Raw genomic sequence first — 25,351 nt, 5'->3', positions numbered from 1 at the left:
GCCATGAGAAGAGTTCTGACAACGCTGATGATTTTGCTGGTGGTGCTGGTTGCTGGCCTTTCGGCGTTGGTTCTGCTGGTTAACCCTAACGATTTCCGCGCTTACATGGTGCGGCAGGTCGAAGCACGTAGCGGTTATCAACTGAAGCTTGATGGATCGCTGCGCTGGCACGTCTGGCCGCAGCTCAGCATTCTCTCTGGCCGCATGTCGCTCACGGCGCCGGGGGCTTCCCAGCCGCTGGTTTCCGCAGACAATATGCGCCTTGATGTGGCGCTGATCCCGCTCTTCTCTCATCAGCTGCAGGTTAAACAGGTGATGCTGAAAGATGCGGTCATTCAGCTCACCCCGCAAACCGAAGCCGTGCGTGATGCGAATGCGCCGGTTGCGCCGCATGAAAATACCCTGCCTGATGAACCGTCTGATACAGGCTGGTCCTTTGATATTGGCAAGCTGAAAGTCGCCGACAGCGTGCTGGTTTTCCAGCATGAAGATGAGGAGCAGGTTACCGTTCGCAACATTAACCTGCAGATGGAACAGGACGCTCACCATCTTGCCACGGTGGACTTTAGCGGGCGCGTGACCCGCGATCAGCGCGATCTCACCCTGTCGCTGAATGCCAGCGTCAACGCCGCAGACTATCCGCATCAGCTCACCGCCGACGTTCAGCAGCTTAACTGGCAGCTTACGGGCGCCGATCTCCCTACCCAGGGGATTACCGGGCAGGGGACGTTGCAGGCCGTGTGGCGCGAAGAGCAAAAGCAGCTGGAGCTGGATAATCTCAACCTGCAGGCAAATGACAGCACTCTGAAGGGGCAGGCAAGCGTCTCGCTCGAAGAGAAACCGAAGTGGGTGCTGAACCTGCAGTTCGACAAGCTCAATCTGGAAAACCTGCTGCCGCCTCTGCCAGCAGGCGCAACGGACGGCGATGCCGTGCAAACGGGGCAAAGCCAGGCACCGATATCACGTCCGGTTATCTCGTCGAATCTCGATCAGCCTGACTATAACGCCCTGCGCGGATTCACGGCGGATGTTCTGCTGAAAGCCAATAGCCTGCGCTGGCGCGGCATTGATTTTACCGACGTGAGCAGCCAGATGTTTAACCATAACGGTTTGCTGGTGATCTCCGAGCTGAGCGGCAAGATGGGGGCAGGGCACCTCTCCCTGCCCGGCACGCTGGATGTCCGTAAAGACGTTGCCAGCGCCGAATTCCAGCCGCGTCTCGACAACGTTGAGATCGGTACCATCCTGAAGGCGTTTAACTACCCGATATCCCTGACGGGGCAGCTGACGCTGGCGGGTGACTTCTCGGGCACAAAAATTGATGCCGATGCCTTCCGCCGCGAGTGGCAGGGGCAGGCGCATATCGACTTAAAAGACTCACGTATGGAAGGGCTTAACTTCCAGCAGCTGGTGCAGCAGGCGGTGGAGCGCAGCAGCGACGTGAAAGCCCAGGAGAACTACGACAGCGCCACGCGCCTCGACAGCTTCACCACAGACCTGACGCTGGATAACGGACTGCTTGCGCTTGCCGACATGCAGGGAACCTCTTCCATGCTCTCGCTGACGGGCGATGGCTCGATGGATCTGGTGAAAGAGACGGCGGACACGCGCTTTAATGTCCGGGTGCTTTCCGGCTGGCAGGGCGAAAGCTCGCTCATCGACTTCCTGAAAGAGACGCCGATCCCGCTGCGCGTTTATGGCAAATGGCAGGCGCTGAATTACAGCCTTCAGGTGGATCAGATCCTGCGTAAGCATCTGCAGGATGAAGCCAAACGTCGGCTTAACAGCTGGGCGGATCGTAATAAAGATTCCCAGACCGGGAAGGATGTGAAAAAGCTGCTCGATAAGCTGTGATGCGTGTTGTGCCGGGTGACGGCTTTGCCTTACCCGGCCTACAAAAGCCAGACACCGTAGGCCGGGTAAGCGAAGCGTCACCCGGCTTTTTTACACCTCAAAATCCAGTTCTTCCTCGTCCTGCAGCGGGATGAGCTGAACCTTCTGCACGCGATGGTTTTCAATCTGCAATGTTTTCAGCAGATAGTCGCCCACCTGAACCTCTTCCCCCGGCTGCGGAATACGCTGCAAATACTCCATCAGCAGGCCAGCAATGGTGTGATAGTCCCGTTTTTCATCCAGCGGCAGCGGCACATACTGCACCAGGTCTTCAAGCGGCATATGGCCGTTGGCCGTCCACGAGCCGTCTGCGTTTTTCTGGATGTCATGGCGGGCATCAATCTCATCAACCTCATTGGGTAAATTACCGGCGATGGTTTCCATCACGTCGCTGAGCGTGACCAGCCCTTCAACCGACCCAAACTCATCCACCACAAAGGCAAAGTGCGTGCGCGCGTTACGGAATTGCTCAAGGGCCGAAAGCAGCGGTAGCCCCTCCGGGAAAACCAGCGGCTGGCGGACCAGGGCGCGGAGATTGAGCGTCTCGCCGTGCAGCTGCTGTTGCAGCAGGTCGATGACGTGGACCACGCCCAGCAGCTCCTCTTCCTCTTCGCCGCCGGTGACCACCACGCGGGTGTGCTGGTTTTTATCCAGCAGGGCGCGGATTTGCGCTTCCGGGGCCGTCAGGTCGATATGCTCAATGTCATGGCGCGACGTCATGATGCTGCTGACCGTGCGCTGATTAAGGTTGAGCACCCGCTCAATCATCAGCCGCTCCTGCGGGTTAAAGATCTGCCCGTCGCTGTGATCGGCCAGCATGGAGGAGGTTTCAGCGTCCAGCTCCGCATCCTCTTTCTTGCCGCTTAACAGGCGCATGACCGTGTCGGCCGTGCGCTGGCGCAGGGTCTGATTTGCGGAAAGGAAGCGGCGGCGGTTAAATATCGCCAGCTGGTTAAGCGCCTCAATCATGACGGAGAAACCGATGGCGGCGTAGAGGTAGCCTTTCGGAATATGGAACCCAAAGCCGTCGGCCACCAGGCTAAAGCCAATCATCAGCAGGAAGCTCAGACAGAGTATAACGATGGTCGGGTGACTGTTCACAAACCGTGTCAGCGCCTTGCTGGCCATCACCATCAGGGTGATGGCGATAATCACCGCCGCCATCATCACCGCAAGATGGTCCACCATCCCGACGGCGGTGATCACCGAATCCAGAGAGAAGACCGCATCCAGCACCACAATTTGCGCCACCACCGGCCAGAATTTCGCCCCGCGGCGCTGGGTCGGGTTTTCGCTGTCTTTGCCTTCGAGCCGCTCGTTCAGCTCGACGGTGGCTTTGAACAGCAGGAACAACCCGCCGAAGAGCATGATCAGATCACGGGCGCTAAAGCTCAGCCCGTGAAGGGAGAACAGGGGCTGAGTGAGCGTGACCAGCCAGGAGATAGAGGCCAGCAGCAGTAAGCGCATCACCATCGCCAGCAGCAGACCCGTCACGCGCGCGCGGTCGCGCTGGGAAGGGGGCAGTTTTTCAGCGAGGATGGCGATAAAGACCAGATTATCAATCCCGAGCACTAACTCGATGACGACCAGCGTTACCAGCCCGGCCCAGATTGAGGGATCGGCAATCCATTCCATAGTAATAGCAATACCTTCTGTTATATGACGAATGTCACACTTCGATCATGGATAAAGCCGGGAGAAATTGCAATGCCGGGCTGAGATTTCTCTTAATACGAAACGCTAAAAAGAGAGCAATCTGATGACGCTGTAAATAAGGGGAATACGTATATTTAATTACAGGAATATCATTTTAGGATATATCGCAGTTAATGGTTTTTGCTCTCTTTTTGTCAATATAAAGAAAATCCTAAAAGGTCAAAAATTTGCTCTTAATATTAATCTTAAAAACCGATATTAGGACAGTTGTCTCCTTGCCTGCTATTAGGTTAGCTGCAACAATTCTCCCAGCATCAAATGTTAAATCTCGGTGTTGCTATTATTGTTCGGTCTTCAGGGATGGTTATTCATTATCCGCCGGGTATCTCAAGCGGCTGATATATTTCCAGAAGACCTTGCTTAAGAGGGTGTCTATCCATAACACATTGTTTAGTCAGTGGATTGGTAACTGAAAGCCAAGGGCGGTAGCGTGCCTGAAAGCGTGTGAATGAGCCTCGATTATTCTGTCAATAGCCAATGGATGAATAAGCTTTTTTTAGGACTGATGCCAGTTATATTTCTTATTGATTAACTGCATGCTGAAACCCAATACGACTCGAGCTTATTTAAATTGCACAGGATAATTACTCTGCCAAAGTGATAAATAATCAATGATGAAATCCAAAATGAAATTGATGCCATTATTGGTGTCTGTGACCTTGATGAGTGGTTGCACGGTCTTTCCCGGCAGCAATATGTCAACAATGGGTAAGGATGTGATCAAGCAACAGGATGCCGATTTTGATCTCGACAAAATGGTGAATGTTTATCCACTTACGCCACGTCTGGTCGAACAATTACGTCCACGTCCGAATGTTGCTCAGCCGAATATGTCGCTGGACCAGGAAATTGCCTCCTATCAGTATCGCGTGGGGCCGGGTGACGTGATTAACGTGACCGTCTGGGACCACCCTGAACTGACCACGCCTGCGGGCCAGTACCGCAGCTCAAGCGACACCGGTAACTGGGTGCAGTCAGATGGCACCATGTTCTATCCCTACATTGGTAAAGTCCATGTAGCCGGGAAAACGCTTGCCGAGATCCGTAGTGATATTACCGGCCGCTTAGCGCAGTACATCGCCGACCCGCAGGTGGACGTTAATATCGCCGCATTCCGCTCGCAAAAAGCCTATATCTCCGGCCAGGTGAACAAATCGGGCCAGCAGGCCATCACCAACGTTCCCCTGACCGTGCTGGACGCCATTAACGCCGCGGGCGGCTTAACCGACGGCGCCGACTGGCGCAACGTCGTGCTGACCCACGAAGGCAAAGAGCAGCGCATTTCGCTACAGGCGCTGATGCAAAACGGCGATCTGACTCAGAACCGCCTGCTGTATCCGGGCGACATTCTCTACGTACCGCGCAATGACGATCTGAAAGTCTTCGTGATGGGTGAAGTGAAGAAACAGAGCACCCTCAAAATGGACTTCAGCGGTATGACCCTGACCGAAGCGCTGGGCAACGCGGAAGGCATCGACCTGACCTCGTCGAACGCCAGCGGTATCTTCGTTATCCGTCCGCTTAAGGGGGAGGGTACGAAAGGCAAGATTGCCAACATTTATCAGCTGGATATGTCCGATGCGACGTCGCTGGTGATGGCAACGGAGTTCCGCCTCCAGCCATACGATGTGGTGTACGTCACCACCGCGCCGGTCGCCCGCTGGAACCGCCTGATCAACCAGTTGCTGCCAACCATCAGTGGCGTTCGCTACATGACGGATACGGCGCGCGACATTCATACCTGGTAATCCGCGATGTTTAACAAAATTCTGGTGGTATGCGTGGGGAACATCTGCCGTTCCCCCACGGCTGAGCGGCTGCTGAAGCAGTACCAGCCTGAGTTAACGGTCGACTCCGCTGGGCTTGGCGCACTGGTTGGCAAAGGGGCCGACGAGCGTGCGACGAGCGTGGCGCGGGATCATAACCTCTCTCTTGACGGGCACGTTGCCCGCCAGGTCACCGGCCGCATGTGCCGGGAGTATGACCTGATCCTGGCGATGGAAAAACGCCATATTCATGCGCTATGCGATATCGCACCGGAGATGCGCGGCAAGGTGATGCTGTTTGGTCACTGGGACAATGAGCGCGAAATCCCCGATCCGTATCGCAAAAGCCATGAGGCCTTCGAGGCGGTTTACACCTTACTTGACCAGTCTGCCCAACAGTGGGCGCAGGCACTGAAAGCTCAGCAGGGATAACAATGACAGAAAAAACAAGACCTTCTGCCGCCCCGACTTCGGGCAGTGATGAAATTGATATTGGGCGCCTGGTCGGCACGGTTGTAGAGGCAAAGTGGTGGGTACTGGGTATTACCGCCGTATTTGCCGCTGCGGCCGTCGTCTACACGCTGTTCGCCACCCCTATCTACAGCGCCGACGCGCTGGTGCAGATCGAGCAGAACACCGGGAACTCGCTGGTGCAGGATATTGGCTCTGCGCTGGCGAACAAGCCGCCGGCCTCCGACGCTGAAATTCAGCTCATCCAGTCACGACTGGTGCTGGGTAAAACGGTTCATGACCTCGGGCTCGATATCTCCGTCACCAAAAATACCTTCCCGATCTTTGGTGCCGGCTGGGATCGGCTGATGGGCCGCAACAACGACACGGTGAAAGTCACTGACTTCGTGCTGCCGAAAGGGACCGCCGATCAGACCTTTACCCTGACGGTACTTGGCCCGAAACAGTACCAGCTGACCAGCGACGCGGGCTTTAGCGCGCGCGGTGAAGTCGGGCAGATGCTTACCAAAGACGGCGTCAGCATGATGGTCAGCGCGATCAACACCCACGAGGGCGGCGAATTCACCGTCACTAAATTCTCCACGCTGGGGATGATCAACAATCTGCAAAACAACCTCACCGTTACTGAAAACGGTAAGGACACCGGCGTGCTGAGCATGACCTTTACCGGTGAAGATAAGGATCAAATCCGCGACATCCTGAACAGCATTACCCGCAACTACCTTGAGCAGAACGTCGAGCGTAAGTCGGCCGAAGCGGCGAAGAGCCTGGCCTTCCTCGCGAAGCAGCTCCCGGACGTTCGCGCTCATCTGGATGACGCCGAGAACAAGCTGAACGCCTATCGTCAGGATAAAGATTCCGTCGACCTGCCGCTTGAGGCGAAATCGGTCCTTGATTCGATGGTCAACATTGACGCGCAGCTCAACGAGCTGACCTTCAAAGAGGCGGAGATTTCCAAGCTTTATACCAAACGTCACCCGGCCTACCGCACGCTGCTGGAAAAACGCCGTACGCTGGAAGAGGAAAAGGCGAAGCTCAATGACCGCGTGACCGCGATGCCGAAAACGCAGCAGGAAATCGTGCGTCTGACCCGCGACGTGGAGTCCGGGCAGCAGGTTTATATGCAGCTGCTGAACAAACAGCAGGAGTTGAAAATCACCGAAGCCAGTACCGTCGGTGACGTGCGTATCGTCGACCCGGCCATTACCCAGCCTGGCGTGCTGAAGCCGAAGAAAGCGCTGATTATTCTCGGCAGCATTATTCTCGGCCTGATGCTCTCCATCGTGGGCGTGCTGCTGCGTTCGCTGTTCAACCGCGGAATCGAAAGCCCGCAGGCGCTGGAAGAGAACGGCATCAACGTTTACGCCAGCATCCCGCTGTCTGAATGGCAAAAATCCCGCGACAGCGTCAAAACCATCAAAGGCGTTAAGCGTTACAAACAGAGCCAGCTGCTGGCGGTGGGTAACCCAACCGACCTGGCGATTGAAGCGATACGCAGCCTGCGTACCAGTCTGCACTTCGCCATGATGCAGGCCAAAAACAACGTCCTGATGATGACCGGCGTTAGCCCGTCAATCGGTAAAACCTTCGTCTGTGCCAACCTGGCGGCGGTGGTCAGCCAGACCAACAAGCGCGTGCTGCTGATCGACTGCGACATGCGTAAGGGCTACACCCACGAGCTGCTGGGCACCAACAACGTCAACGGTCTGTCGGAGATCCTCCTCGGCAAAGGTGAAATCAGCCAGAGCGCGAAACCGACTACGGTGCCGAAATTTGACCTGATCCCGCGCGGCCAGGTGCCGCCTAACCCGTCCGAACTGCTGATGAGCGAACGCTTTACCGAACTGGTGGAGTGGGCGAGCAAGAACTACGACCTGGTGCTGATCGATACGCCGCCAATTCTGGCCGTAACCGACGCTGCCGTTGTGGGTCGCCTGGCGGGTACCACCCTGATGGTGGCGCGCTACGCGGTGAACACGCTGAAGGAAGTGGAAACCAGCCTGAGCCGCTTCGAGCAGAACGGTATTGAGGTGAAAGGGGTGATTCTGAACTCCATCTTCCGCCGCGCCACCGGATACCAGGATTACGGGTATTACGAATACGAATATAAATCTGACAGTAAATAAAAAAAACATACACATAACCCCCTCACCCTAACCCTCTCCCCAGAGGGGAGAGGGGACTGCACGGTGCAGCTTTTCTCCCTCTTCCTCCGGGAGAGGGTCGGGGTGAGGGATAAGGGGAAGACCATGACCACACAACGCCCTTTAGTATCAATCTATATGCCGACATGGAATCGTCAGCAGCTGGCGATCCGCGCAATTAAATCGGTTTTACGTCAGGATTACGATCACTGGGAACTGATCATCGTGGATGACTGTTCTTCCTCGTATGAACAGCTGCAAAAATTTGTCACTGACCTCAACGATCCGCGGGTGGTCTATACCCACAACGCAATAAACTCCGGCGCCTGTGCGGTGCGTAACCAGGCGATTATGCAGGCCAAAGGGCAGTATCTGACCGGCATTGACGACGATGACGAATGGACGCCGAACCGCCTGTCTATCTTCCTGTCGCACAAAGAGCAGCTGGTCACGCACGCTTTCCTGTACGCCAACGACTATGTCTGCCAGGGCGAGGTTTATTCGCAGCCTGCCAGCCTGCCGCTGTACCCGAAATCACCGTACTCCCGTCGCCTGTTCTACAAGCGCAACATCATTGGTAACCAGGTCTTTACCTGGGCATGGCGCTTTAAAGAGTGCCTGTTCGATACCGAACTGAAGGCCGCGCAGGATTACGACATTTTCCTGCGCATGGTCGTGGAGTACGGCGAGCCGTGGAAAGTGGAAGAGGCCACGCAGATCCTGCATATCAATCACGGGGAGATGCAAATCACCTCCTCGCCGAAGAAATTCTCCGGCTACTTCCATTTCTACCGCAAGCACAAGGACAAGTTTGACCGTGCCAGCCGTAAATATCAGCTCTTTACCCTCTATCAGATCCGCAATAAGCGCATGAACTGGCGCACGCTGCTGACGCTGCTGTCCGTGCGTAACGGCAAGCGCCTGGCTGATGGGCTTCGGGGGAAATAATGTTTCTGGAAGATTGCCGCGCTAACAGCTGGAGCCTGCGCCCGTGCTGCATGGTTCTGGCCTACCGCATCGCGCATTTTTGCTCGGTGTGGCGTAAGAAAAACGTGCTGAACAATATCTGGGCGGCACCGGTGCTGATCCTGTACCGCGTCATTACCGAATGCTTTTTTGGCTATGAGATTCAGGCCGCTGCCACCATTGGCCGCCGCTTCACCATCCACCACGGCTATGCGGTGGTGATCAACAAGTTCGTGGTCGCCGGGGATGATTTCACCATTCGTCATGCGGTCACCATTGGCAACCGCGGGCCTGACAGCCTGGCCTGCCCGGTCATCGGCAACAACGTCGAGCTGGGGGCGAACGTGGTGATTATTGGTGACATCACGATAGGTAACAACGTCACGATTGGTGCTGGCAGCGTGGTGCTGGACAGCATTCCGGATAACGCGCTGGTGGTGGGAGAAAAAGCCCGCGTGAAGGTGATTAAATGAACATTCTGCAATTTAACGTACGCCTCGCAGAAGGCGGAGCAGCAGGCGTGGCGCTGGATCTGCACCAGCGCGCGCTGCAAAAAGGTCTTCAGTCCCGGTTTATTTACGGCTATGGCAAAGGCGGCAAGAAAAGCGTTAGCCACGATAACTACCCGCAGGTGCACAAGCACACGCCGCGTCTGACCTCAATTGCCAACATTGCGTTGTTCCGTCTCTTTAACCGCGACCTGTTTGGCAACCTGAACACCCTCTATCGTACCGTGACGCGCACGCCTGGCCCGGTCGTCCTGCATTTTCACGTCCTGCACAGCTACTGGCTGAATCTGGAAGAGGTGGTGGCGTTTTGTCAGAAGGTGCAGGCCCACAAGCCCGACACCCGCTTCGTCTGGACGCTGCACGATCACTGGAGCGTGACGGGCCGCTGCGCGTTTACCGACGGCTGTGAAGGCTGGAAAAATAGCTGCCAGAAATGCCCAACCTTAAGCAACTACCCGCCGGTGAAGGTGGACCGCGCCCACCGGCTGGTGGACGGAAAGCGCCAGCTGTTTCGCGATATGCTCTCGCTCGGCTGTACGTTCATCTCCCCGAGCCAGCACGTAGCCGATGCCTTCAACAGCCTGTACGGGGCAGGGGGCTGCCAGATTATCAACAACGGCATCGACGTGGCGACGGAAGCCATTCTTGCGGAACTGACGCCGGTGGCGGAAACCGCAGGCAAACCAAAAATCGCCATCGTTGCGCACGACCTGCGTTACGACGGTAAAACCAACCAGCAGCTGGTGCGCGACATGATGGCGCTGGGTGACAAGATAGAGCTTCATACCTTCGGCAAGTTTTCACCGTTCGAAGGGGCCAACGTAGTGAACCACGGGTTTGAAACCGACAAGCGCAAACTGATGAGCGCGCTGAATGCCATGGATGCGCTGGTGTTCAGCTCGCGCGTGGATAACTACCCGCTGATCCTCTGCGAAGCGCTCTCCATCGGCGTGCCGGTGATTGCCACCCACAGCGATGCGGCGCGTGAAGTGCTGGAAAAATCGGGCGGAAAAACCTTTGCGGAGCAGGAGGTCCTGCCTCTGGTCCAGCTGCCGAAGGCGCAGATCGCTAAGGCCGTTTTTGGCACTGACCTGGAATCGTTCCGCAACCGCAGCCGCAAGGCCTACAGTGGACAACAGATGCTGGAGGAGTATGTCTCGTTCTATCAGAATCTGTAGTTATCTGCTGCTGCCGCTGATCTACCTGCTGGTCAACGTCAAAATTGCCCAGCTCGGCGAAAGCTTCCCGATAACCATCGTTACCTTCTTGCCCGTTCTGCTTCTGCTGTATGTCGATAAAATCAACCTGAAGAAGCTGATGATTGCCCTGGGGCTGGGCACGGGCCTGACGCTGTTTAACTACATCTTTGGCCAGTCGCTGGATGCCAGTAAATACGTCACGTCGACCATGCTGTTTGTTTATATTGTCATTATTATCGGAATGGTCTGGAGTATTCGGTTTAAAACTATTTCTCCGCACAATTATCGGAAAATCCTTAGGTTCTTTTATATTGCCGTTGCGTTAATTGTTATGCTTGCTGCTATGGAGATGGCACAAATTATTCTCACCGGCGGCAGTAGCCTGATGGAGATAATTTCGAAATATCTCATTTACAGTAACAGCTATGTATTGAACTTCATTAAGTTTGGCGGCAAGCGTACTACGGCCCTCTATTTTGAACCGGCGTTTTTCGCTCTGGCGTTAATCTCAATTTGGCTCAGCATCAAACAGTTTGGTATCAAAACGCCTAAGACCGATGCTATGATTCTTGCAGGAATCGTTCTGTCTGGGTCGTTCTCAGGGGTAATGACATTTATCCTGTTTTACCTGCTGGAGTGGGCGTTCCAGTACCTGAACAAAGATGCGATTAAGAAAAAACTGCCGTTGGCGATTATCTCCCTGACGGTATTTATGGTAGGCGTGATATTTGCTTTCCCGTACATCTCAGAACGTCTGGGTGATTTGGGAACGGAAGGGTCTTCGTCCTATTATCGCATCATTGGTCCGCTGGTCATGGTGGGTTATTCCTTAACCCATATTGATGGTGTAGTAAGATTCGGCTCACTTTACGAATATGTTGCATCATTCGGAATCTTTAACGGTGCGGATGTCGGTAAAACCATAGACAATGGTCTGTATCTGTTAATTATTTATTTTTCGTGGTTCGCCGTACTGTTGACGCTGTGGTATCTGTTTAAAGTTTTCAAAATGATGATTAACGCGTTTGGTGATAACCAGAACTTTCGCGTGCAGCTTTATCTGTTTACACCGGTGTCGCTGTTTTTTACCGGGTCAATATTTAGCCCGGAATATGCTTTCTTGATTGTCTGTCCGTTTATTCTGCGCAAAGCGCTTAATATTACGAACGCATGACGAAATGAGGTGATTTATGTTTCTTAGCGTCATTACTGTCGCTTTTCGTAATTACGAAGGGGTGGTAAAAACCTGGCGCTCGCTGCGTAACCTGGCGCGCGATCCCAGCCTCACCTTTGAGTGGATTGTGGTCGACGGCGGTTCGAACGACGGTACGGCGGAGTTTCTGGAAAAACTCAACGGTGAGTTCAACTTACGCTACATCAGCGAGAAAGATAAAGGCATCTACGATGCAATGAACAAGGGCATTAGCATGGCGCAGGGCCGGTATGCCATTTTCCTGAATTCCGGCGATATCTTCCATGACGACGTGGCGCTGTTTGCCCGTCAGCTGGCGCGCCAGAAAGAGGACGCCATGTATATTGGCGATGCGCTGCTCGATTTTGGCGATGGACATAAAGTGTGCCGCAGCGCGAAGCCAGGCTGGTATATCTATCACAGTTTACCTGCCAGCCATCAGGCCATTTTCTTCCCGGTAAAAGGTCTGAAAAAACACCCTTACGATTTGCAGTATAAAGTCTCATCAGATTATGCGCTGGCCGCCAGCCTGTATAAATCAGGCTACCCGTTCCGTCGCATGAAAGGACTGGTGTCTGAATTTTCGATGGGCGGCGTGTCAACGTCAAATAATCTCGAGCTGTGTAAGGATGCCAAAAACGTGCAGCGCAGAATATTACGCGTGCCGGCATTCTGGGCGGAATTGTCTTATTTATTACGCGTGCGCACCACGGGTAAAACGAAAGCCTTATATAACAAAGCCTGAATATAAGGAAACGTAATGCAGGATCTGAATGGTTTCTCCGTTCCGAAAGGTTTTCGGGGCGCGGGCGGTATTAAAGTGCAGCTGTGGTGGGCCGTTCAGGCCACCTTATTTGCCTGGTCTCCGCAAATACTGTACCGCTGGCGAGCATTTTTATTGCGCCTGTTTGGCGCAAAAATAGGAAAAAACGTAGTCATCCGGCCTTCGGTAAAAATTACCTACCCCTGGAAATTAACGCTTGGGGATTACGCCTGGGTAGGGGATGACGCGGTGTTATATACCCTGGGCGAGATTACGATTGGCGCAAATTCGGTGGTTTCACAGGAATGTTATTTGTGCACCGGCAGCCACGACTTTATGAGTCAGCATTTTGATATTACCGCTTCGCCTATTGTGATTGGTGAAAAATGCTGGCTGGCAACGGATGTTTTTGTTGCACCGGGTGTTTCTGTTGGCGATGGCACGGTCGTTGGTGCCCGCAGCAGCGTTTTTAAATCGCTACCGGCAAATAAAGTTTGCCGTGGCAACCCCGCAGTGGTGATACGCGAACGCGTTGAAACTGATTAAATTCATAAGTAGAGGAATATAAACATGTCTAAAGTCGCTCTCATCACCGGCGTTACCGGGCAGGATGGTTCTTACCTGGCAGAGTTTCTGCTGGAAAAAGGATATGAAGTTCACGGTATTAAGCGTCGTGCGTCTTCTTTCAATACCGAACGTGTGGATCACATCTATCAGGATCCGCACGCGGCAAACCCGAAATTCCATCTGCACTACGGCGACCTGACCGATACCTCCAACCTGACCCGTATCCTGCAGGAAGTTCAGCCGGATGAAGTGTACAACCTGGGCGCAATGAGCCACGTAGCGGTTTCCTTCGAATCCCCGGAGTACACTGCTGACGTTGACGCCATGGGTACCCTGCGTCTGCTGGAAGCCATTCGCTTCCTCGGCCTTGAGAAGAAAACCCGCTTCTACCAGGCATCCACCTCCGAACTGTACGGCCTGGTGCAGGAAATTCCGCAGAAAGAGACCACGCCGTTCTACCCGCGTTCTCCGTATGCAGTCGCAAAACTCTACGCCTACTGGATCACCGTGAACTACCGTGAATCCTACGGTATGTATGCCTGTAACGGCATCCTGTTCAACCACGAATCTCCACGCCGCGGCGAAACCTTCGTGACCCGCAAAATCACCCGCGCTATCGCTAACATCGCGCAGGGTCTGGAATCGTGCCTGCACCTCGGCAACATGGACTCCCTGCGTGACTGGGGCCATGCCAAAGACTACGTGAAAATGCAGTGGATGATGCTGCAGCAGGAACAGCCAGAAGACTTCGTGATCGCGACAGGCGTGCAGTACTCCGTGCGTCAGTTCGTGGAAATGGCTGCCGCACAGCTGGGCATTAAGCTGCGCTTCGAAGGCACCGGCGTGGAAGAGAAGGGCATCGTGGTGTCCGTGACCGGCCATGACGCACCGGGCGTGAAGCCGGGCGACGTTATCGTTCAGGTTGACCCGCGCTACTTCCGTCCTGCTGAGGTGGAAACCCTGCTGGGCGACCCAACCAAAGCGCACGAGAAGCTGGGCTGGAAACCAGAAATCACTCTGCAGGAGATGGTTTCTGAGATGGTGGCCAAAGATCTTGAAGCAGCGAAAAAACACTCCCTGCTCAAGTCTCATGGCTACGAGGTTGCCATCGCGCTGGAGTCCTGAGAATGACAAAACAACGTATTTTTGTCGCCGGTCATCGCGGAATGGTGGGTTCCGCGATTGTACGCCAGCTGGAGCAGCGCGGTGACGTCGAAGTGATTGTCCGCACCCGCGACGAGCTGAACCTGCTCGACAGCCGTGCGGTACAGGACTTCTTTGCTAACGAACGCATTGACCAGGTGTATCTGGCGGCGGCGAAGGTGGGCGGCATTGTTGCCAACAACACCTACCCGGCGGATTTCATCTACGAAAACATGATGATTGAGAGCAACATCATTCACGCGGCGCATCTGCACAACGTGAACAAGCTGCTGTTCCTCGGATCGTCCTGTATTTACCCGAAAATGGCGAAGCAGCCAATCGCCGAAAGCGAGCTGCTGCAGGGCACGCTGGAAGCGACCAACGAGCCGTACGCGATTGCCAAGATTGCCGGGATCAAGCTGTGCGAGTCCTACAACCGTCAGTACAACCGCGACTATCGTTCGGTGATGCCGACTAACCTGTACGGACCGCACGACAACTTCCACCCGAGCAACTCGCACGTGATCCCGGCGCTGCTGCGTCGCTTCCACGAGGCGACCGCCGAGAACGCGCCGGACGTGGTGGTGTGGGGCAGCGGCACGCCGATGCGCGAATTCCTGCACGTGGACGACATGGCTGCCGCCAGCATCCACGTGATGGAGCTGGATCGCGAAGTGTGGCAGGAGAACACCGAGCCGATGCTGTCGCACATCAACGTCGGTACCGGCGTGGACTGCACCATTCGCGAACTGGCGCAGACCATCGCGCAGGTGGTGGGCTACAAAGGCCGCGTGGTGTTTGACGCGACCAAACCGGACGGCACGCCGCGCAAGCTGCTGGATGTGACCCGTCTGCATCAGCTGGGCTGGTATCACGAGGTGTCACTGGAGCAGGGGCTGGCCAGCACCTACCAGTGGTTCCTGGAAAACCAGCACCGCTTCCGGGGGTAATGATGTTTTTAAGTCAGGAAGATTTTGCCACGGTGGTGCGTTCCACTCCGCTCATCTCAATTGATTTGATCGTGGAGAACGAACGCGGCGAGTTCTTGCTGGGGAAACGAACCAACCGTCCTGCACAGGGCTTCTGGTTCGTGCCCGGCGGGCGCGTGCAGAAGGATGAGACGCTTACCGATGCGTTTGAGCGTCTCACTCTGGCGGAGCTGGGCCTGCAGCTGCCGATGGCAGCGGGCCAGTTTTACGGGGTCTGGCAGCACTTCTATGACGATAACTTTTCGGGCACCGGGTTCACCACGCACTACATCGTGCTGGGGTTCCGCCTGAAGGTGAGTGAGGCAGACCTGCGTCTGCCTGATTCTCAGCATGACGACTACCGCTGGCAGACGCCAGAGGCGTTGCTGGCCAGCGACAACGTGCACGACAACAGCCGTGCCTATTTCCTGGCCGATCGTCAGTCTGAGGTGCCGGGACTATGAAGATCCTCGTATACGGAATCAACTACTCGCCGGAGTTAACCGGTATCGGGAAATACACCGGCGAGATGGTCGAGTGGATGGCGAGCCAGGGACATGACGTGCGGGTCATTACCGCGCCGCCGTACTACCCGGAATGGAAAGTAGGGGAGCGCTACTCAAGCTGGCGCTACCGTCGTGAAGAGGGAGCGGCGACCGTCTGGCGCTGCCCGCTGTATGTGCCTAAGCAGCCCTCGACGCTGAAGCGGCTGATTCACCTCGGCAGCTTTGCGCTGAGCAGTTTCTTCCCGCTGATGGCGCAGCGTCGCTGGAAGCCGGATCGCATCATTGGCGTGGTGCCGACGCTGTTTTGCACGCCGGGCATGCGCCTGCTGGGCAAACTTTCCGGCGCGCGCACGCTGCTGCACATTCAGGATTATGAAGTTGACGCCATGCTGGGCCTGGGGATGGCAGGCAAAAGCAAAGGTGGCAAGGTGGCGAAGCTCGCCAGCGCGTTTGAGCGCAGCGGTCTGCATAACGTGGATTACGTTTCGACCATTTCGCGCTCAATGATGAACAAGGCGCAGGAGAAAGGCGTCCCGGCCCAGAAGGTGATCTTCTTCCCGAACTGGTCTGAAGTCGCGCGTTTTCGCGACGTGACTGAGCAAGACGCTCAGGCGCTGCGCGCGCAGCTCGGTTTGCCTGATGACCAAAAAATCATTCTTTATTCAGGCAACATCGGCGAAAAGCAGGGGCTGGAGAGCGTGATCGAAGCGGCCCAGCAGCTAAGCCAGCACCCGTGGACGTTTGTGATTGTCGGGCAGGGCGGTGGGAAAGCGCGGCTTGAGAAGATGGCAAGCGAACGCGGCCTGACCAACGTGAAGTTCTTCCCGCTTCAGTCTTACGAGGCACTGCCAGCGCTGCTGAAGATGGGCGACTGCCATCTGGTGGTGCAAAAACGCGGCGCGGCGGATGCGGTGCTGCCGTCCAAGCTGACCAACATTCTGGCAGTGGGCGGTAACGCGGTGATTACGGCAGAAGCCGAAACAGAATTAGGCCAGCTGTGTGACAGCTACCCGGGGATTGCGGTGTGCGTGGAGCCGGAATCGGTCCCGGCGCTGGTCACCGGCATTGAACAGGCACTCGCCATGCCAAAACTGAACACGGTGGCACGTGAATATGCCGAACGCACGCTCGAGAAAGAGAACGTGCTGAGCCAATTTATTGCAGATATACGGGGATAAATCATGAGTCAAACCACTTTGTATCCGGTTGTGATGGCTGGTGGCTCTGGTAGCCGGTTGTGGCCGCTGTCCCGCGTGCTCTATCCAAAACAGTTCCTCTGCCTGAAAGGGGAACTCACCATGCTGCAAACGACGGTTAACCGTCTGCACGGCGTGGAGTGTGAAAGCCCGGTGGTGATTTGTAACGAACAGCACCGCTTTATTGTTGCCGAGCAGCTGCGCCAGCTGAACAAACTCACGGAAAACATCATTCTGGAGCCTGCCGGTCGTAACACTGCCCCTGCGATCGCCCTGGCGGCGCTGGCGGCAAAACGCAGCAGCCCGAACTGTGACCCGCTGATGCTGGTGCTGGCGGCAGACCACGTTATCCAGCAGGAAGACGCGTTCCGCGACGCAGTTCGTGCGGCCATTCCTTATGCCGACAGCGGCAAGCTGGTGACCTTCGGCATCGTGCCGGATCTGCCGGAAACCGGCTATGGCTATATCCGCCGCGGCAGCGTGACGCCGGGTGAAGGCGACAGCGTGGCGTTTGACGTGGCGCAGTTTGTTGAAAAACCGAATCTGGAAACCGCGCAGGCGTACGTCGCCAGCGGGGAGTACTACTGGAACAGTGGGATGTTCCTGTTCCGTGCCGGACGCTATCTGGAAGAATTGCAGAAGTATCGCCCGGACATTCTCAGCGCCTGCGAGAAAGCGATGGCCACGGTTGATCCGGACCTCGATTTTATCCGCGTAAACGAAGAGGCATTCCTCGCCTGTCCGGAAGAGTCTATTGACTACGCGGTGATGGAACGCACGGCAGATGCCGTCGTGGTGCCGATGGATGCGGGCTGGAGCGACGTTGGCTCCTGGTCCTCCCTGTGGGAGATCAGCGCGCATACCCCGGAGGGTAACGTCCATCACGGTGATGTGATTAGCCACAAAACCGAGAACAGCTACGTCTACGCCGAATCCGGCCTGGTTACCACGGTCGGGGTAAAAGATCTGGTGGTGGTTCAGACCAAAGACGCCGTGCTGATCGCCGACCGTAACGCCGTGCAGGACGTTAAAAAAGTGGTGGAAAAAATCAAGGCGGATGGTCGCCACGAGCACCACATTCACCGCGAAGTGTACCGTCCGTGGGGCAAATATGACTCCATTGACGCAGGCGAGCGTTACCAGGTGAAACGTATCACCGTGAAGCCGGGTGAGGGGCTGTCCGTACAGATGCACCACCACCGTGCCGAGCACTGGGTAGTGGTCGCGGGCACGGCGAAAGTCACCATCGACGGTGAAGTCAAACTGCTGGGTGAAAACGAATCTATCTATATTCCGCTGGGGGCGACGCACTGTCTGGAGAACCCGGGGAAAATTCCTCTCGACTTAATTGAGGTGCGCTCCGGCTCATATCTGGAAGAGGACGATATCGTGCGCTTCCAGGACCGCTACGGGCGAGCGTAGCACTCCGCATCATGCCCGGCGGCGCTGCGCTTGCCGGGCCTACGAATGACAAAAAAATCAATTTGGCCATTTAGTGGTCAGGGCCGACTGTTGCCTGAAAAAGGGGTCATCATGGAAAAATTAACCTGTTTTAAAGCCTACGATATTCGCGGCAAGCTGGGCGAAGAGCTGAACGAAGATATCGCGTGGCGCATCGGCCGCGCGTACGGCGAATATCTCAAGCCAAAAACCATCGTGCTGGGCGGCGACGTGCGTCTGACCAGTGAATCCCTGAAGCTGGCGCTGGCGAAAGGGCTGCAGGACGCGGGCGTTGACGTGCTGGATATCGGCCTTTCAGGGACCGAAGAGATTTACTTTGCCACCTTCCACCTCGGCGTGGACGGCGGTATCGAAGTGACCGCCAGCCACAACCCGATGGACTACAACGGCATGAAGCTGGTGCGCAAGGGCGCTCGCCCTATCAGTGGCGACACCGGCCTGCGCGACGTGCAGCGCCTGGCGGAAGCCAACGATTTCCCGCCGGTGAACGACGCGAAGCGCGGTAGCTACAAGCAGATCAATTTGCAAAAAGAGTACATCGACCACCTGCTGGGCTACATCAACGTGGCGAACTTCAAGCCGCTGAAGCTGGTGATTAACTCCGGCAACGGCGCGGCCGGCCCGGTGGTGGATGCCCTGGAAGCCCGCTTTAAGGCGCTGAACGTGCCGGTGACCTTCGTCAAAGTGCACAACACCCCGGACGGCAACTTCCCGAACGGTATTCCTAACCCGCTGCTGCCGGAGTGCCGCGACGATACCCGCAACGCGGTGATCGAGCACGGCGCGGATATGGGCATCGCCTTTGACGGCGACTTCGACCGCTGCTTCCTGTTCGACGAGAACGGGCAGTTCATCGAGGGCTACTACATTGTCGGCCTGCTGGCGGAAGCGTTCCTCGAGAAAAACCCGGGCGCGAAAATCATTCATGACCCGCGCCTTTCCTGGAACACCGTCGACGTGGTGTCCGCCGCGGGCGGCACGCCGGTGATGTCCAAAACCGGCCACGCCTTCATCAAAGAGCGCATGCGCGAAGAAGACGCCATCTACGGCGGCGAGATGAGCGCCCACCACTATTTCCGCGACTTTGCCTACTGCGACAGCGGGATGATCCCGTGGCTGCTGGTGACCGAACTGCTGTGCCTGAAGGGGAAAACGCTGAGCGAGCAGGTAGCGGACCGTATGGCGGCGTTCCCGGCGAGCGGGGAGATCAACAGCAAGCTGGCGCAGCCAGCCGAGGCCATTGCCCGCGTGGAGCAGCATTTTGCCATTCACGCGCTGGAAATTGACCGTACCGACGGCATCAGCATGGCGTTCCCGCAGTGGCGCTTTAACCTGCGCTCGTCCAACACCGAGCCGGTGGTGCGCCTGAACGTAGAGTCCCGTGCTGACACCGCGCTGATGGAAGCCCGAACGAAGGACATTCTGGCGCTGTTGAATCAGTAATATTTGCCCCTCCCGGTGGGAGGGGGAACTGAATACAGGAACAACGATGACGAATCTAAAAAAACGCGAACGAGCGAGAACGAATGCATCGTTAATCTCTATGGTGCAGCGTTTTTCTGATATCACCATCATGGTCGGTGGATTGTGGGCGGTGTGTCGGATCAGCGGGCAATCGTTCTTATATATGCATCTGCTGATGGCGCTGATTGCGCTGGTCGTGTTTCAGATGATCGGCGGGATGACGGATTTCTATCGTTCGTGGCGCGGCGTCAAAATGACCACCGAACTGATGCTGCTGCTGCAGAACTGGACCCTGAGCCTGATCTTCAGCGCGGGTCTGGTGGCGTTCAGCCATGATTTTGACACTCGTCTGGTGACCTATCTCTGCTGGTATCTGCTGACCTGCGTCGGCATGGTGGTTTGTCGCTCTCTTATCCGCTTTGGCGCGGGCTGGCTGCGCAACCGGGGATATAACCGTCGCTTCGTTGCCGTGGCAGGGGATTTGCCGGTCGGGCGGGTGCTGCTCGACAGCTTCCGCAAAGAGCCGTGGTTAGGTTTTGAAGTGGTGGGTATTTATCACGACGCGAAGCCTGGCGGCGTGCCTGCGGACTGGGCGGGCAATTACGAGCAGCTTATTGAAGACGCGAAAGCCGGCAAAATTCACAACGTCTACATCGCCATGCAGATGAAAGACGAATCCCGCATTAAGCAACTGATGCGCGAGCTGGCGGATACCACCTGTTCGGTGATCCTGATCCCGGACGTGTTTACCTTCAACATCCTTCACTCCCGCATTGAGGAGGTGAACGGTGTGCCGGTCGTACCGCTGTATGACACGCCGCTGTCAGGTATTAACCGCGTGCTGAAGCGTCTGGAAGATATCGTGCTCTCTTCGCTGATTTTACTGCTCATCTCCCCGGTGCTGTGCTGCATCGCCCTGGCGGTGAAGCTGAGCTCTCCCGGACCGGTTATCTTCCGTCAGACCCGCTACGGCATGGACGGTAAGCCGATTATGGTGTGGAAATTCCGCTCCATGAAGGTGATGGAAAACGACAAGGTGGTAACCCAGGCAACGCAGAACGATCCGCGCGTCACCCGCGTGGGGAACTTCCTGCGCCGTACCTCGCTGGACGAGCTGCCGCAGTTTATCAACGTCTTTACCGGCGGGATGTCGATTGTCGGGCCCCGTCCACACGCGGTCGCGCATAACGAGCAGTACCGCTCGCTGATTGAAGGCTACATGCTGCGCCATAAGGTGAAGCCGGGCATCACGGGCTGGGCACAGATTAACGGCTGGCGCGGTGAAACCGACACGTTGGAAAAAATGGAAAAACGTATTGAGTTCGATCTGGAGTACATCCGTGAGTGGAGCGTCTGGTTCGATATCAAGATTGTTTTTCTGACCATCTTCAAAGGCTTCGTGAACAAAGCGGCGTATTAAGATGAGCTTACGTGAAAAAACCATCAGCGGCGCCAAGTGGTCAGCGATGGCGACCATCGTCATCATTGGCCTTGGCCTGGTGCAGATGACCGTGCTGGCGCGCATTATCGATAATCACCAGTTCGGGCTGCTGACCGTTTCGCTGGTGATCATCGCGCTGGCCGATACGCTGTCTGACTTTGGTATCGCCAACTCGATTATTCAGCGCAAAGAGATTAGCCATCTGGAGCTGACCACACTCTACTGGCTGAACGTGGGGCTGGGGATTTTCGTGTTTGTGCTGGTGTTTCTGCTGAGCGACACCATCGCCAGCGTGCTGCACAACCCGGATCTTGCTCCGCTGATGCGTACGCTGTCTTTTGCTTTCGTGGTGATCCCGCACGGGCAGCAGTTCCGCGCGTTGATGCAGAAAGAGCTGGAGTTCAACAAGATCGGCATGATCGAAACCAGCGCCGTGCTGGCGGGCTTTACCTTCACCGTAGTGAGCGCCCATTTCTGGCCGCTGGCGATGACGGCCATTCTGGGGTATCTGGTCAACTCTTCCGTACGCACGCTGCTGTTCGGCTATTTTGGCCGCAAAATCTACCGTCCTGGGCTGCATTTCTCGCTGGCTTCCGTCTCCTCCAACCTGCGCTTTGGCGCATGGCTGACGGCGGACAGTATCATCAACTATGTGAACACCAACCTTTCAACGCTGGTGCTGGCACGTATTCTCGGCGCGAGCGTGGCGGGGGGCTACAACCTGGCCTACAACGTTGCGGTCGTTCCCCCGATGAAGCTGAACCCGATTATTACCCGCGTGCTGTTCCCGGCGTTTGCCAAGATTCAGGACGACACCGAGAAGCTGCGCGTCAATTTCTACAAGCTGCTTTCTGTTGTGGGGATTATCAACTTCCCGGTGCTGCTGGGGCTGATGGTGGTTTCCAGCAACTTCGTGCCGCTGGTGTTTGGCGAAAAGTGGAACGGTATCATCCCTATCCTGCAGCTGCTTTGCGTGGTGGGGCTGCTGCGCTCCGTGGGGAATCCGATTGGTTCCCTGCTGATGGCAAAGGCGCGCGTGGATATCAGCTTTAAGTTCAACGTATTTAAAACCTTCCTGTTTATTCCGGCAATTATCGTGGGTGGACACATGGCGGGCGCTATCGGCGTCACGCTGGGCTTCCTGCTGGTGCAGATTATCAACACCGTGCTGAGCTACTTCATCATGATCAAGCCGGTGCTGGGCTCCAGCTACCGTCAGTACATCCTGAGCCTGTGGCTGCCGTTCTATCTCTCATTGCCGACCCTTGCGGTGAGCTACGGCCTGGGCATCATCCTCAGCGGCCACCTGCCGCTGGCCGCGCTGCTGGCGGTGCAGGTTGCCGCGGGCGCGCTGGCGTTCGTCGTGATGATTGTGCTGTCGCGAAATGCGCTGGTGGTGGAGATGAAGCGCCAGTTTTGCCGTAACGAAAAAATGAAAACGCTGCTTCGCGCAGGCTAGTTATTTAAGAGGCCATTATGAAATTATTAATTCTTGGCAACCATACCTGCGGCAACCGTGGCGACAGCGCCATCCTGCGCGGTTTACTGGATGCGATTAACACCCTTAAGCCTGAGACCGAAGTGGACGTGATGAGCCGTTATCCGGTCAGCTCATCCTGGCTACTGAACCGCCCGGTGATGGGCGACCCGCTCTACAGCCAGATGAAACAGCATAACAACGCCGCAGGGGTGATGGGGCGCGTGAAGAAAGTGCTGCGCCGTCGCTACCAGCACCAGGTGCTGCTTTCCCGCGTGACCGACACCGGCAAGCTGCGCAACATTGCTATCGCGCAGGGCTTTACCGATTTCGTTCGTCTGCTGTCGGGCTATGACGCGATTATCCAGGTCGGCGGGTCGTTCTTCGTCGATCTCTACGGCGTGCCGCAGTTTGAGCATGCGCTATGTACGTTCATGGCGAAAAAGCCGCTGTTTATGATTGGTCACAGCGTAGGTCCTTTCCAGGATCCACAGTTTAACCAGCTGGCAAACTACGTTTTCGGCCACTGCGATGCCCTGATCCTGCGCGAGTCGGTCAGCCTTGAGATGATGAAGCGCAGCGAGATTGATACCTCAAAAGTCGAGCACGGCGTGGACACGGCCTGGCTGGTGGATCACCAGGACGACAGCTTCCAGGCAAGCTACGCGGTGCAGCACTGGCTCGACGTGGCGGCGAAACAGAAAACCGTCGCCATCACCCTGCGCGAGCTGGCGCCCTTCGATAAGCGTTTAGGCACGACGCAGGCGGCGTATGAGAAAGCGTTCGCCGACGTGGTGAACCGCGTGCTGGACAGCGGTTATCAGGTGCTGGCGCTTTCCACCTGCACCGGTATCGACAGCTACAACAAAGACGACCGCATGGTGGCGCTGAACCTGCGCAACCTTGTCAACGATCCGTCCCGCTATCACGTGGTGATGGACGAACTGAACGACCTGGAGATGGGCAAGCTTCTCTCTGCCTGTGACCTGACCGTGGGCACCCGCCTGCACTCGGCGATTATCTCCATGAACTTCGGCACGCCGGCCATTGCCATTAACTATGAGCACAAATCCGCCGGGATTATGCAGCAGCTCGGTATGCCGGAAATGGCCGTGGATATCCGTCATCTGTTGGATGGTTCGCTTGGCGCGATGGTGGGGGACACTCTGGGCCAGCTGCCGGCCATCAATGAACGCCTGGCCGTGGCGGTGAAAGCCGAGCGCGAGAAGGGCATCGGGATGGTGAAATCGGTACTGGATCGCGTGCGGGAGGGGAAATGAAGGTTGGTTTCTTCTTGCTGAAATTTCCGCTGTCGTCTGAAACGTTTGTCCTGAACCAAATCACCGCGTTTATCGATATGGGATATGACGTGGAGATTATCGCCCTGCAAAAGGGCGATACCCAAAACACCCATGCGGCCTATACCCAGTATGGGCTGGAGGCGAAAACCCGCTGGCTGCAGGATGAGCCTTCCGGGAAGGTGAGCAAGCTGCGCCACCGGGCCAGCCGGACCTTACGCGGGATCCATCGCGCGTCGACCTGGCGTGCGCTGAATGTGTCCCGCTATGGCGCAGAGTCCCGCAATTTGATCCTGTCGGCCATCTGCGGGCAAACGGCGCAGCCGTATCGTGCGGATGTGTTTATCGCCCACTTTGGCCCGGCGGGCGTTACCGCCGCGAAGCTGCGCGAGCTGGGCGTAATTGACGGTAAAATCGCGACCATCTTCCACGGCATTGATATCTCCAGTCGCGAAGTACTGAACCACTACACGCCGGAGTATCAGCAGCTTTTCCGCCGTGGTGACGTGATGCTTCCCATTAGTGAACTGTGGGCCGGACGGCTTAAAAACATGGGCTGCCCGGGTGAGAAAATTGCCGTTTCGCGTATGGGGGTGGATCTCACTCGCTTCACTCGCCGCCCGGTGAAGGTGCCGGGCAAACCGCTTCAGATCATCTCCGTCGCTCGCCTGACCGAGAAGAAAGGGCTGCATGTGGCCATTGAAGCCTGCCGCCAGCTGAAGGCGCGCGGGGTGGATTTCCACTATCGCATTCTCGGCATCGGGCCGTGGGAGCGTCGTCTGCGCACGCTTATCGAGCAGTATCAGCTGGAAGATGTTGTCGAGATGCCGGGCTTCAAGCCGAGCCATGAGGTGAAGGCCATGCTCGATGAGGCGGATGTGTTCCTGCTGCCTTCCGTAACGGGAACCGATGGCGATATGGAAGGCATTCCGGTGGCGCTGATGGAGGCGATGGCCGTGGGCATTCCTGTGGTATCGACCCTGCACAGCGGGATCCCGGAGCTTATCCAGACTGACTATTCCGGCTGGCTGGTGCCGGAAAATAACGCCATGGCCCTGGCCGATCGATTAGCGGCATTCAGCGACATCGACCAGCAGGCGCTGGAGCCCGTGCTTCACAACGCCCGACAAAAAGTAGAAACCGATTTTAACCAGCAGGTGATTAATCGCCGGTTAGCGAGCCTGCTGCAAACGTTGTAACGCCGAGGTTGT

At 56.3% G+C, this 25,351-nt stretch carries 21 protein-coding genes; 20 read left to right on the top strand and 1 reads right to left on the bottom strand.

The window, feature by feature from the left end:
• Positions 1–3 precede the first annotated feature (3 nt).
• Positions 4–1,854, top strand: a complete 1,851-nt coding sequence (gene asmA, locus M2433_RS10970; protein ID WP_429054397.1) for an outer membrane assembly protein AsmA — start codon at positions 4–6, stop codon at positions 1,852–1,854.
• 90 nt (positions 1,855–1,944) lie between these two features.
• Here asmA and M2433_RS10965 read toward each other — a convergent pair whose 3' ends face one another.
• Positions 1,945–3,528: a TerC family protein gene (locus M2433_RS10965; protein WP_429054399.1), complete on the bottom strand. Its 1,584-nt coding sequence runs from the start codon at positions 3,526–3,528 to the stop codon at positions 1,945–1,947.
• A 692-nt stretch (positions 3,529–4,220) separates the two neighbouring features.
• Here M2433_RS10965 and M2433_RS10960 point away from each other — a divergent pair.
• The 19 genes from M2433_RS10960 (at position 4,221) to wcaL (ending at position 25,339) form a co-directional block, all read left to right on the top strand.
• The gene (locus tag M2433_RS10960) at positions 4,221–5,357 is read left to right on the top strand and encodes a polysaccharide export protein (protein WP_042719349.1); all 1,137 of its coding nucleotides are present in this window, start codon (positions 4,221–4,223) and stop codon (positions 5,355–5,357) included.
• Positions 5,358–5,363: 6 nt separating this feature from the next.
• A complete protein-coding gene (wzb, locus tag M2433_RS10955) occupies positions 5,364–5,807 on the top strand; it encodes a low molecular weight protein-tyrosine-phosphatase Wzb (RefSeq protein ID WP_047346496.1) in 444 nt (147 codons plus the stop codon).
• Between the two features lie 2 nt (positions 5,808–5,809).
• Positions 5,810–7,972: a tyrosine-protein kinase Wzc gene (wzc, locus tag M2433_RS10950; RefSeq protein WP_429054401.1), complete on the top strand. Its 2,163-nt coding sequence runs from the start codon at positions 5,810–5,812 to the stop codon at positions 7,970–7,972.
• 123 nt (positions 7,973–8,095) lie between these two features.
• Positions 8,096–8,938 carry a colanic acid biosynthesis glycosyltransferase WcaA gene (wcaA, locus tag M2433_RS10945; RefSeq protein WP_429054403.1) on the top strand — a complete coding sequence of 281 codons (843 nt, stop codon included), beginning with the start codon at positions 8,096–8,098 and terminating at the stop codon, positions 8,936–8,938.
• Positions 8,938–9,429, top strand: a complete 492-nt coding sequence (gene wcaB, locus M2433_RS10940) for a colanic acid biosynthesis acetyltransferase WcaB (RefSeq protein ID WP_063957639.1) — start codon at positions 8,938–8,940, stop codon at positions 9,427–9,429. The genes wcaA and wcaB overlap by 1 nt, the downstream gene beginning before the upstream one ends.
• Complete coding sequence (gene wcaC / locus M2433_RS10935) at positions 9,426–10,643, top strand: colanic acid biosynthesis glycosyltransferase WcaC (RefSeq protein WP_429054405.1); 1,218 nt, start codon at positions 9,426–9,428, stop codon at positions 10,641–10,643. The genes wcaB and wcaC overlap by 4 nt, the downstream gene beginning before the upstream one ends.
• A complete protein-coding gene (wcaD, locus tag M2433_RS10930; protein WP_047346492.1) occupies positions 10,618–11,838 on the top strand; it encodes a colanic acid polymerase WcaD in 1,221 nt (406 codons plus the stop codon). The genes wcaC and wcaD overlap by 26 nt, the downstream gene beginning before the upstream one ends.
• A 16-nt stretch (positions 11,839–11,854) precedes the next feature.
• Entirely contained in the window at positions 11,855–12,601 is a 747-nt protein-coding gene (wcaE, locus tag M2433_RS10925) for a colanic acid biosynthesis glycosyltransferase WcaE (RefSeq protein ID WP_047346491.1), read from the top strand.
• A gap of 15 nt (positions 12,602–12,616) precedes the next feature.
• The gene (wcaF, locus tag M2433_RS10920) at positions 12,617–13,165 is read left to right on the top strand and encodes a colanic acid biosynthesis acetyltransferase WcaF (RefSeq protein WP_429054407.1); all 549 of its coding nucleotides are present in this window, start codon (positions 12,617–12,619) and stop codon (positions 13,163–13,165) included.
• Between the two features lie 24 nt (positions 13,166–13,189).
• The gene (gene gmd, locus M2433_RS10915; RefSeq protein ID WP_014884502.1) at positions 13,190–14,311 is read left to right on the top strand and encodes a GDP-mannose 4,6-dehydratase; all 1,122 of its coding nucleotides are present in this window, start codon (positions 13,190–13,192) and stop codon (positions 14,309–14,311) included.
• A gap of 2 nt (positions 14,312–14,313) precedes the next feature.
• Positions 14,314–15,279 (top strand): GDP-L-fucose synthase, encoded by a 966-nt coding sequence (gene fcl / locus M2433_RS10910; RefSeq protein WP_024908102.1) that lies wholly within the window; start codon positions 14,314–14,316, stop codon positions 15,277–15,279.
• A gap of 2 nt (positions 15,280–15,281) precedes the next feature.
• Positions 15,282–15,761: a GDP-mannose mannosyl hydrolase gene (locus tag M2433_RS10905; RefSeq protein ID WP_353143520.1), complete on the top strand. Its 480-nt coding sequence runs from the start codon at positions 15,282–15,284 to the stop codon at positions 15,759–15,761.
• Positions 15,758–16,981 carry a colanic acid biosynthesis fucosyltransferase WcaI gene (gene wcaI / locus M2433_RS10900; protein ID WP_264438624.1) on the top strand — a complete coding sequence of 408 codons (1,224 nt, stop codon included), beginning with the start codon at positions 15,758–15,760 and terminating at the stop codon, positions 16,979–16,981. The genes M2433_RS10905 and wcaI overlap by 4 nt, the downstream gene beginning before the upstream one ends.
• A gap of 3 nt (positions 16,982–16,984) precedes the next feature.
• Complete coding sequence (gene cpsB / locus M2433_RS10895) at positions 16,985–18,421, top strand: mannose-1-phosphate guanyltransferase (protein ID WP_059311147.1); 1,437 nt, start codon at positions 16,985–16,987, stop codon at positions 18,419–18,421.
• 111 nt (positions 18,422–18,532) lie between these two features.
• Positions 18,533–19,903 (top strand): colanic acid biosynthesis phosphomannomutase CpsG, encoded by a 1,371-nt coding sequence (gene cpsG, locus M2433_RS10890; protein WP_429054411.1) that lies wholly within the window; start codon positions 18,533–18,535, stop codon positions 19,901–19,903.
• A gap of 46 nt (positions 19,904–19,949) precedes the next feature.
• Positions 19,950–21,344 carry an undecaprenyl-phosphate glucose phosphotransferase gene (wcaJ, locus tag M2433_RS10885; protein WP_429054412.1) on the top strand — a complete coding sequence of 465 codons (1,395 nt, stop codon included), beginning with the start codon at positions 19,950–19,952 and terminating at the stop codon, positions 21,342–21,344.
• A 1-nt stretch (position 21,345) separates the two neighbouring features.
• Positions 21,346–22,824, top strand: coding sequence for a colanic acid undecaprenyl disphosphate flippase WzxC (wzxC, locus tag M2433_RS10880; RefSeq protein WP_032658814.1), 1,479 nt, complete (start codon positions 21,346–21,348; stop codon positions 22,822–22,824).
• A gap of 17 nt (positions 22,825–22,841) precedes the next feature.
• Positions 22,842–24,122: a colanic acid biosynthesis pyruvyl transferase WcaK gene (wcaK, locus tag M2433_RS10875; RefSeq protein WP_047346485.1), complete on the top strand. Its 1,281-nt coding sequence runs from the start codon at positions 22,842–22,844 to the stop codon at positions 24,120–24,122.
• The gene (gene wcaL, locus M2433_RS10870) at positions 24,119–25,339 is read left to right on the top strand and encodes a colanic acid biosynthesis glycosyltransferase WcaL (RefSeq protein ID WP_429054414.1); all 1,221 of its coding nucleotides are present in this window, start codon (positions 24,119–24,121) and stop codon (positions 25,337–25,339) included. Before wcaK ends, wcaL begins: the two co-directional genes overlap by 4 nt.
• Positions 25,340–25,351: the final 12 nt, after the last annotated feature.

The sequence above is a fragment of the Enterobacter sp. AC1 genome, from assembly GCF_050434705.1.
GTDB lineage: Bacteria > Pseudomonadota > Gammaproteobacteria > Enterobacterales > Enterobacteriaceae > Enterobacter > Enterobacter cloacae_L.
This window is presented reverse-complemented; position numbering and strand designations above follow the sequence as displayed.

What these genes read in the sequence shown, in the direction of transcription:
- asmA (WP_429054397.1), top strand. Translation starts at nt 4, where the DNA reads ATGAGAAGAGTTCTGACAACGCTGATGATTTTGCTGGTGGTGCTGGTT.
- M2433_RS10965 (WP_429054399.1), bottom strand. Translation starts at nt 3,528, where the DNA reads ATGGAATGGATTGCCGATCCCTCAATCTGGGCCGGGCTGGTAACGCTG.
- M2433_RS10960 (WP_042719349.1), top strand. Translation starts at nt 4,221, where the DNA reads ATGATGAAATCCAAAATGAAATTGATGCCATTATTGGTGTCTGTGACC.
- wzb (WP_047346496.1), top strand. Translation starts at nt 5,364, where the DNA reads ATGTTTAACAAAATTCTGGTGGTATGCGTGGGGAACATCTGCCGTTCC.
- wzc (WP_429054401.1), top strand. Translation starts at nt 5,810, where the DNA reads ATGACAGAAAAAACAAGACCTTCTGCCGCCCCGACTTCGGGCAGTGAT.
- wcaA (WP_429054403.1), top strand. Translation starts at nt 8,096, where the DNA reads ATGACCACACAACGCCCTTTAGTATCAATCTATATGCCGACATGGAAT.
- wcaB (WP_063957639.1), top strand. Translation starts at nt 8,938, where the DNA reads ATGTTTCTGGAAGATTGCCGCGCTAACAGCTGGAGCCTGCGCCCGTGC.
- wcaC (WP_429054405.1), top strand. Translation starts at nt 9,426, where the DNA reads ATGAACATTCTGCAATTTAACGTACGCCTCGCAGAAGGCGGAGCAGCA.
- wcaD (WP_047346492.1), top strand. Translation starts at nt 10,618, where the DNA reads ATGTCTCGTTCTATCAGAATCTGTAGTTATCTGCTGCTGCCGCTGATC.
- wcaE (WP_047346491.1), top strand. Translation starts at nt 11,855, where the DNA reads ATGTTTCTTAGCGTCATTACTGTCGCTTTTCGTAATTACGAAGGGGTG.
- wcaF (WP_429054407.1), top strand. Translation starts at nt 12,617, where the DNA reads ATGCAGGATCTGAATGGTTTCTCCGTTCCGAAAGGTTTTCGGGGCGCG.
- gmd (WP_014884502.1), top strand. Translation starts at nt 13,190, where the DNA reads ATGTCTAAAGTCGCTCTCATCACCGGCGTTACCGGGCAGGATGGTTCT.
- fcl (WP_024908102.1), top strand. Translation starts at nt 14,314, where the DNA reads ATGACAAAACAACGTATTTTTGTCGCCGGTCATCGCGGAATGGTGGGT.
- M2433_RS10905 (WP_353143520.1), top strand. Translation starts at nt 15,282, where the DNA reads ATGTTTTTAAGTCAGGAAGATTTTGCCACGGTGGTGCGTTCCACTCCG.
- wcaI (WP_264438624.1), top strand. Translation starts at nt 15,758, where the DNA reads ATGAAGATCCTCGTATACGGAATCAACTACTCGCCGGAGTTAACCGGT.
- cpsB (WP_059311147.1), top strand. Translation starts at nt 16,985, where the DNA reads ATGAGTCAAACCACTTTGTATCCGGTTGTGATGGCTGGTGGCTCTGGT.
- cpsG (WP_429054411.1), top strand. Translation starts at nt 18,533, where the DNA reads ATGGAAAAATTAACCTGTTTTAAAGCCTACGATATTCGCGGCAAGCTG.
- wcaJ (WP_429054412.1), top strand. Translation starts at nt 19,950, where the DNA reads ATGACGAATCTAAAAAAACGCGAACGAGCGAGAACGAATGCATCGTTA.
- wzxC (WP_032658814.1), top strand. Translation starts at nt 21,346, where the DNA reads ATGAGCTTACGTGAAAAAACCATCAGCGGCGCCAAGTGGTCAGCGATG.
- wcaK (WP_047346485.1), top strand. Translation starts at nt 22,842, where the DNA reads ATGAAATTATTAATTCTTGGCAACCATACCTGCGGCAACCGTGGCGAC.
- wcaL (WP_429054414.1), top strand. Translation starts at nt 24,119, where the DNA reads ATGAAGGTTGGTTTCTTCTTGCTGAAATTTCCGCTGTCGTCTGAAACG.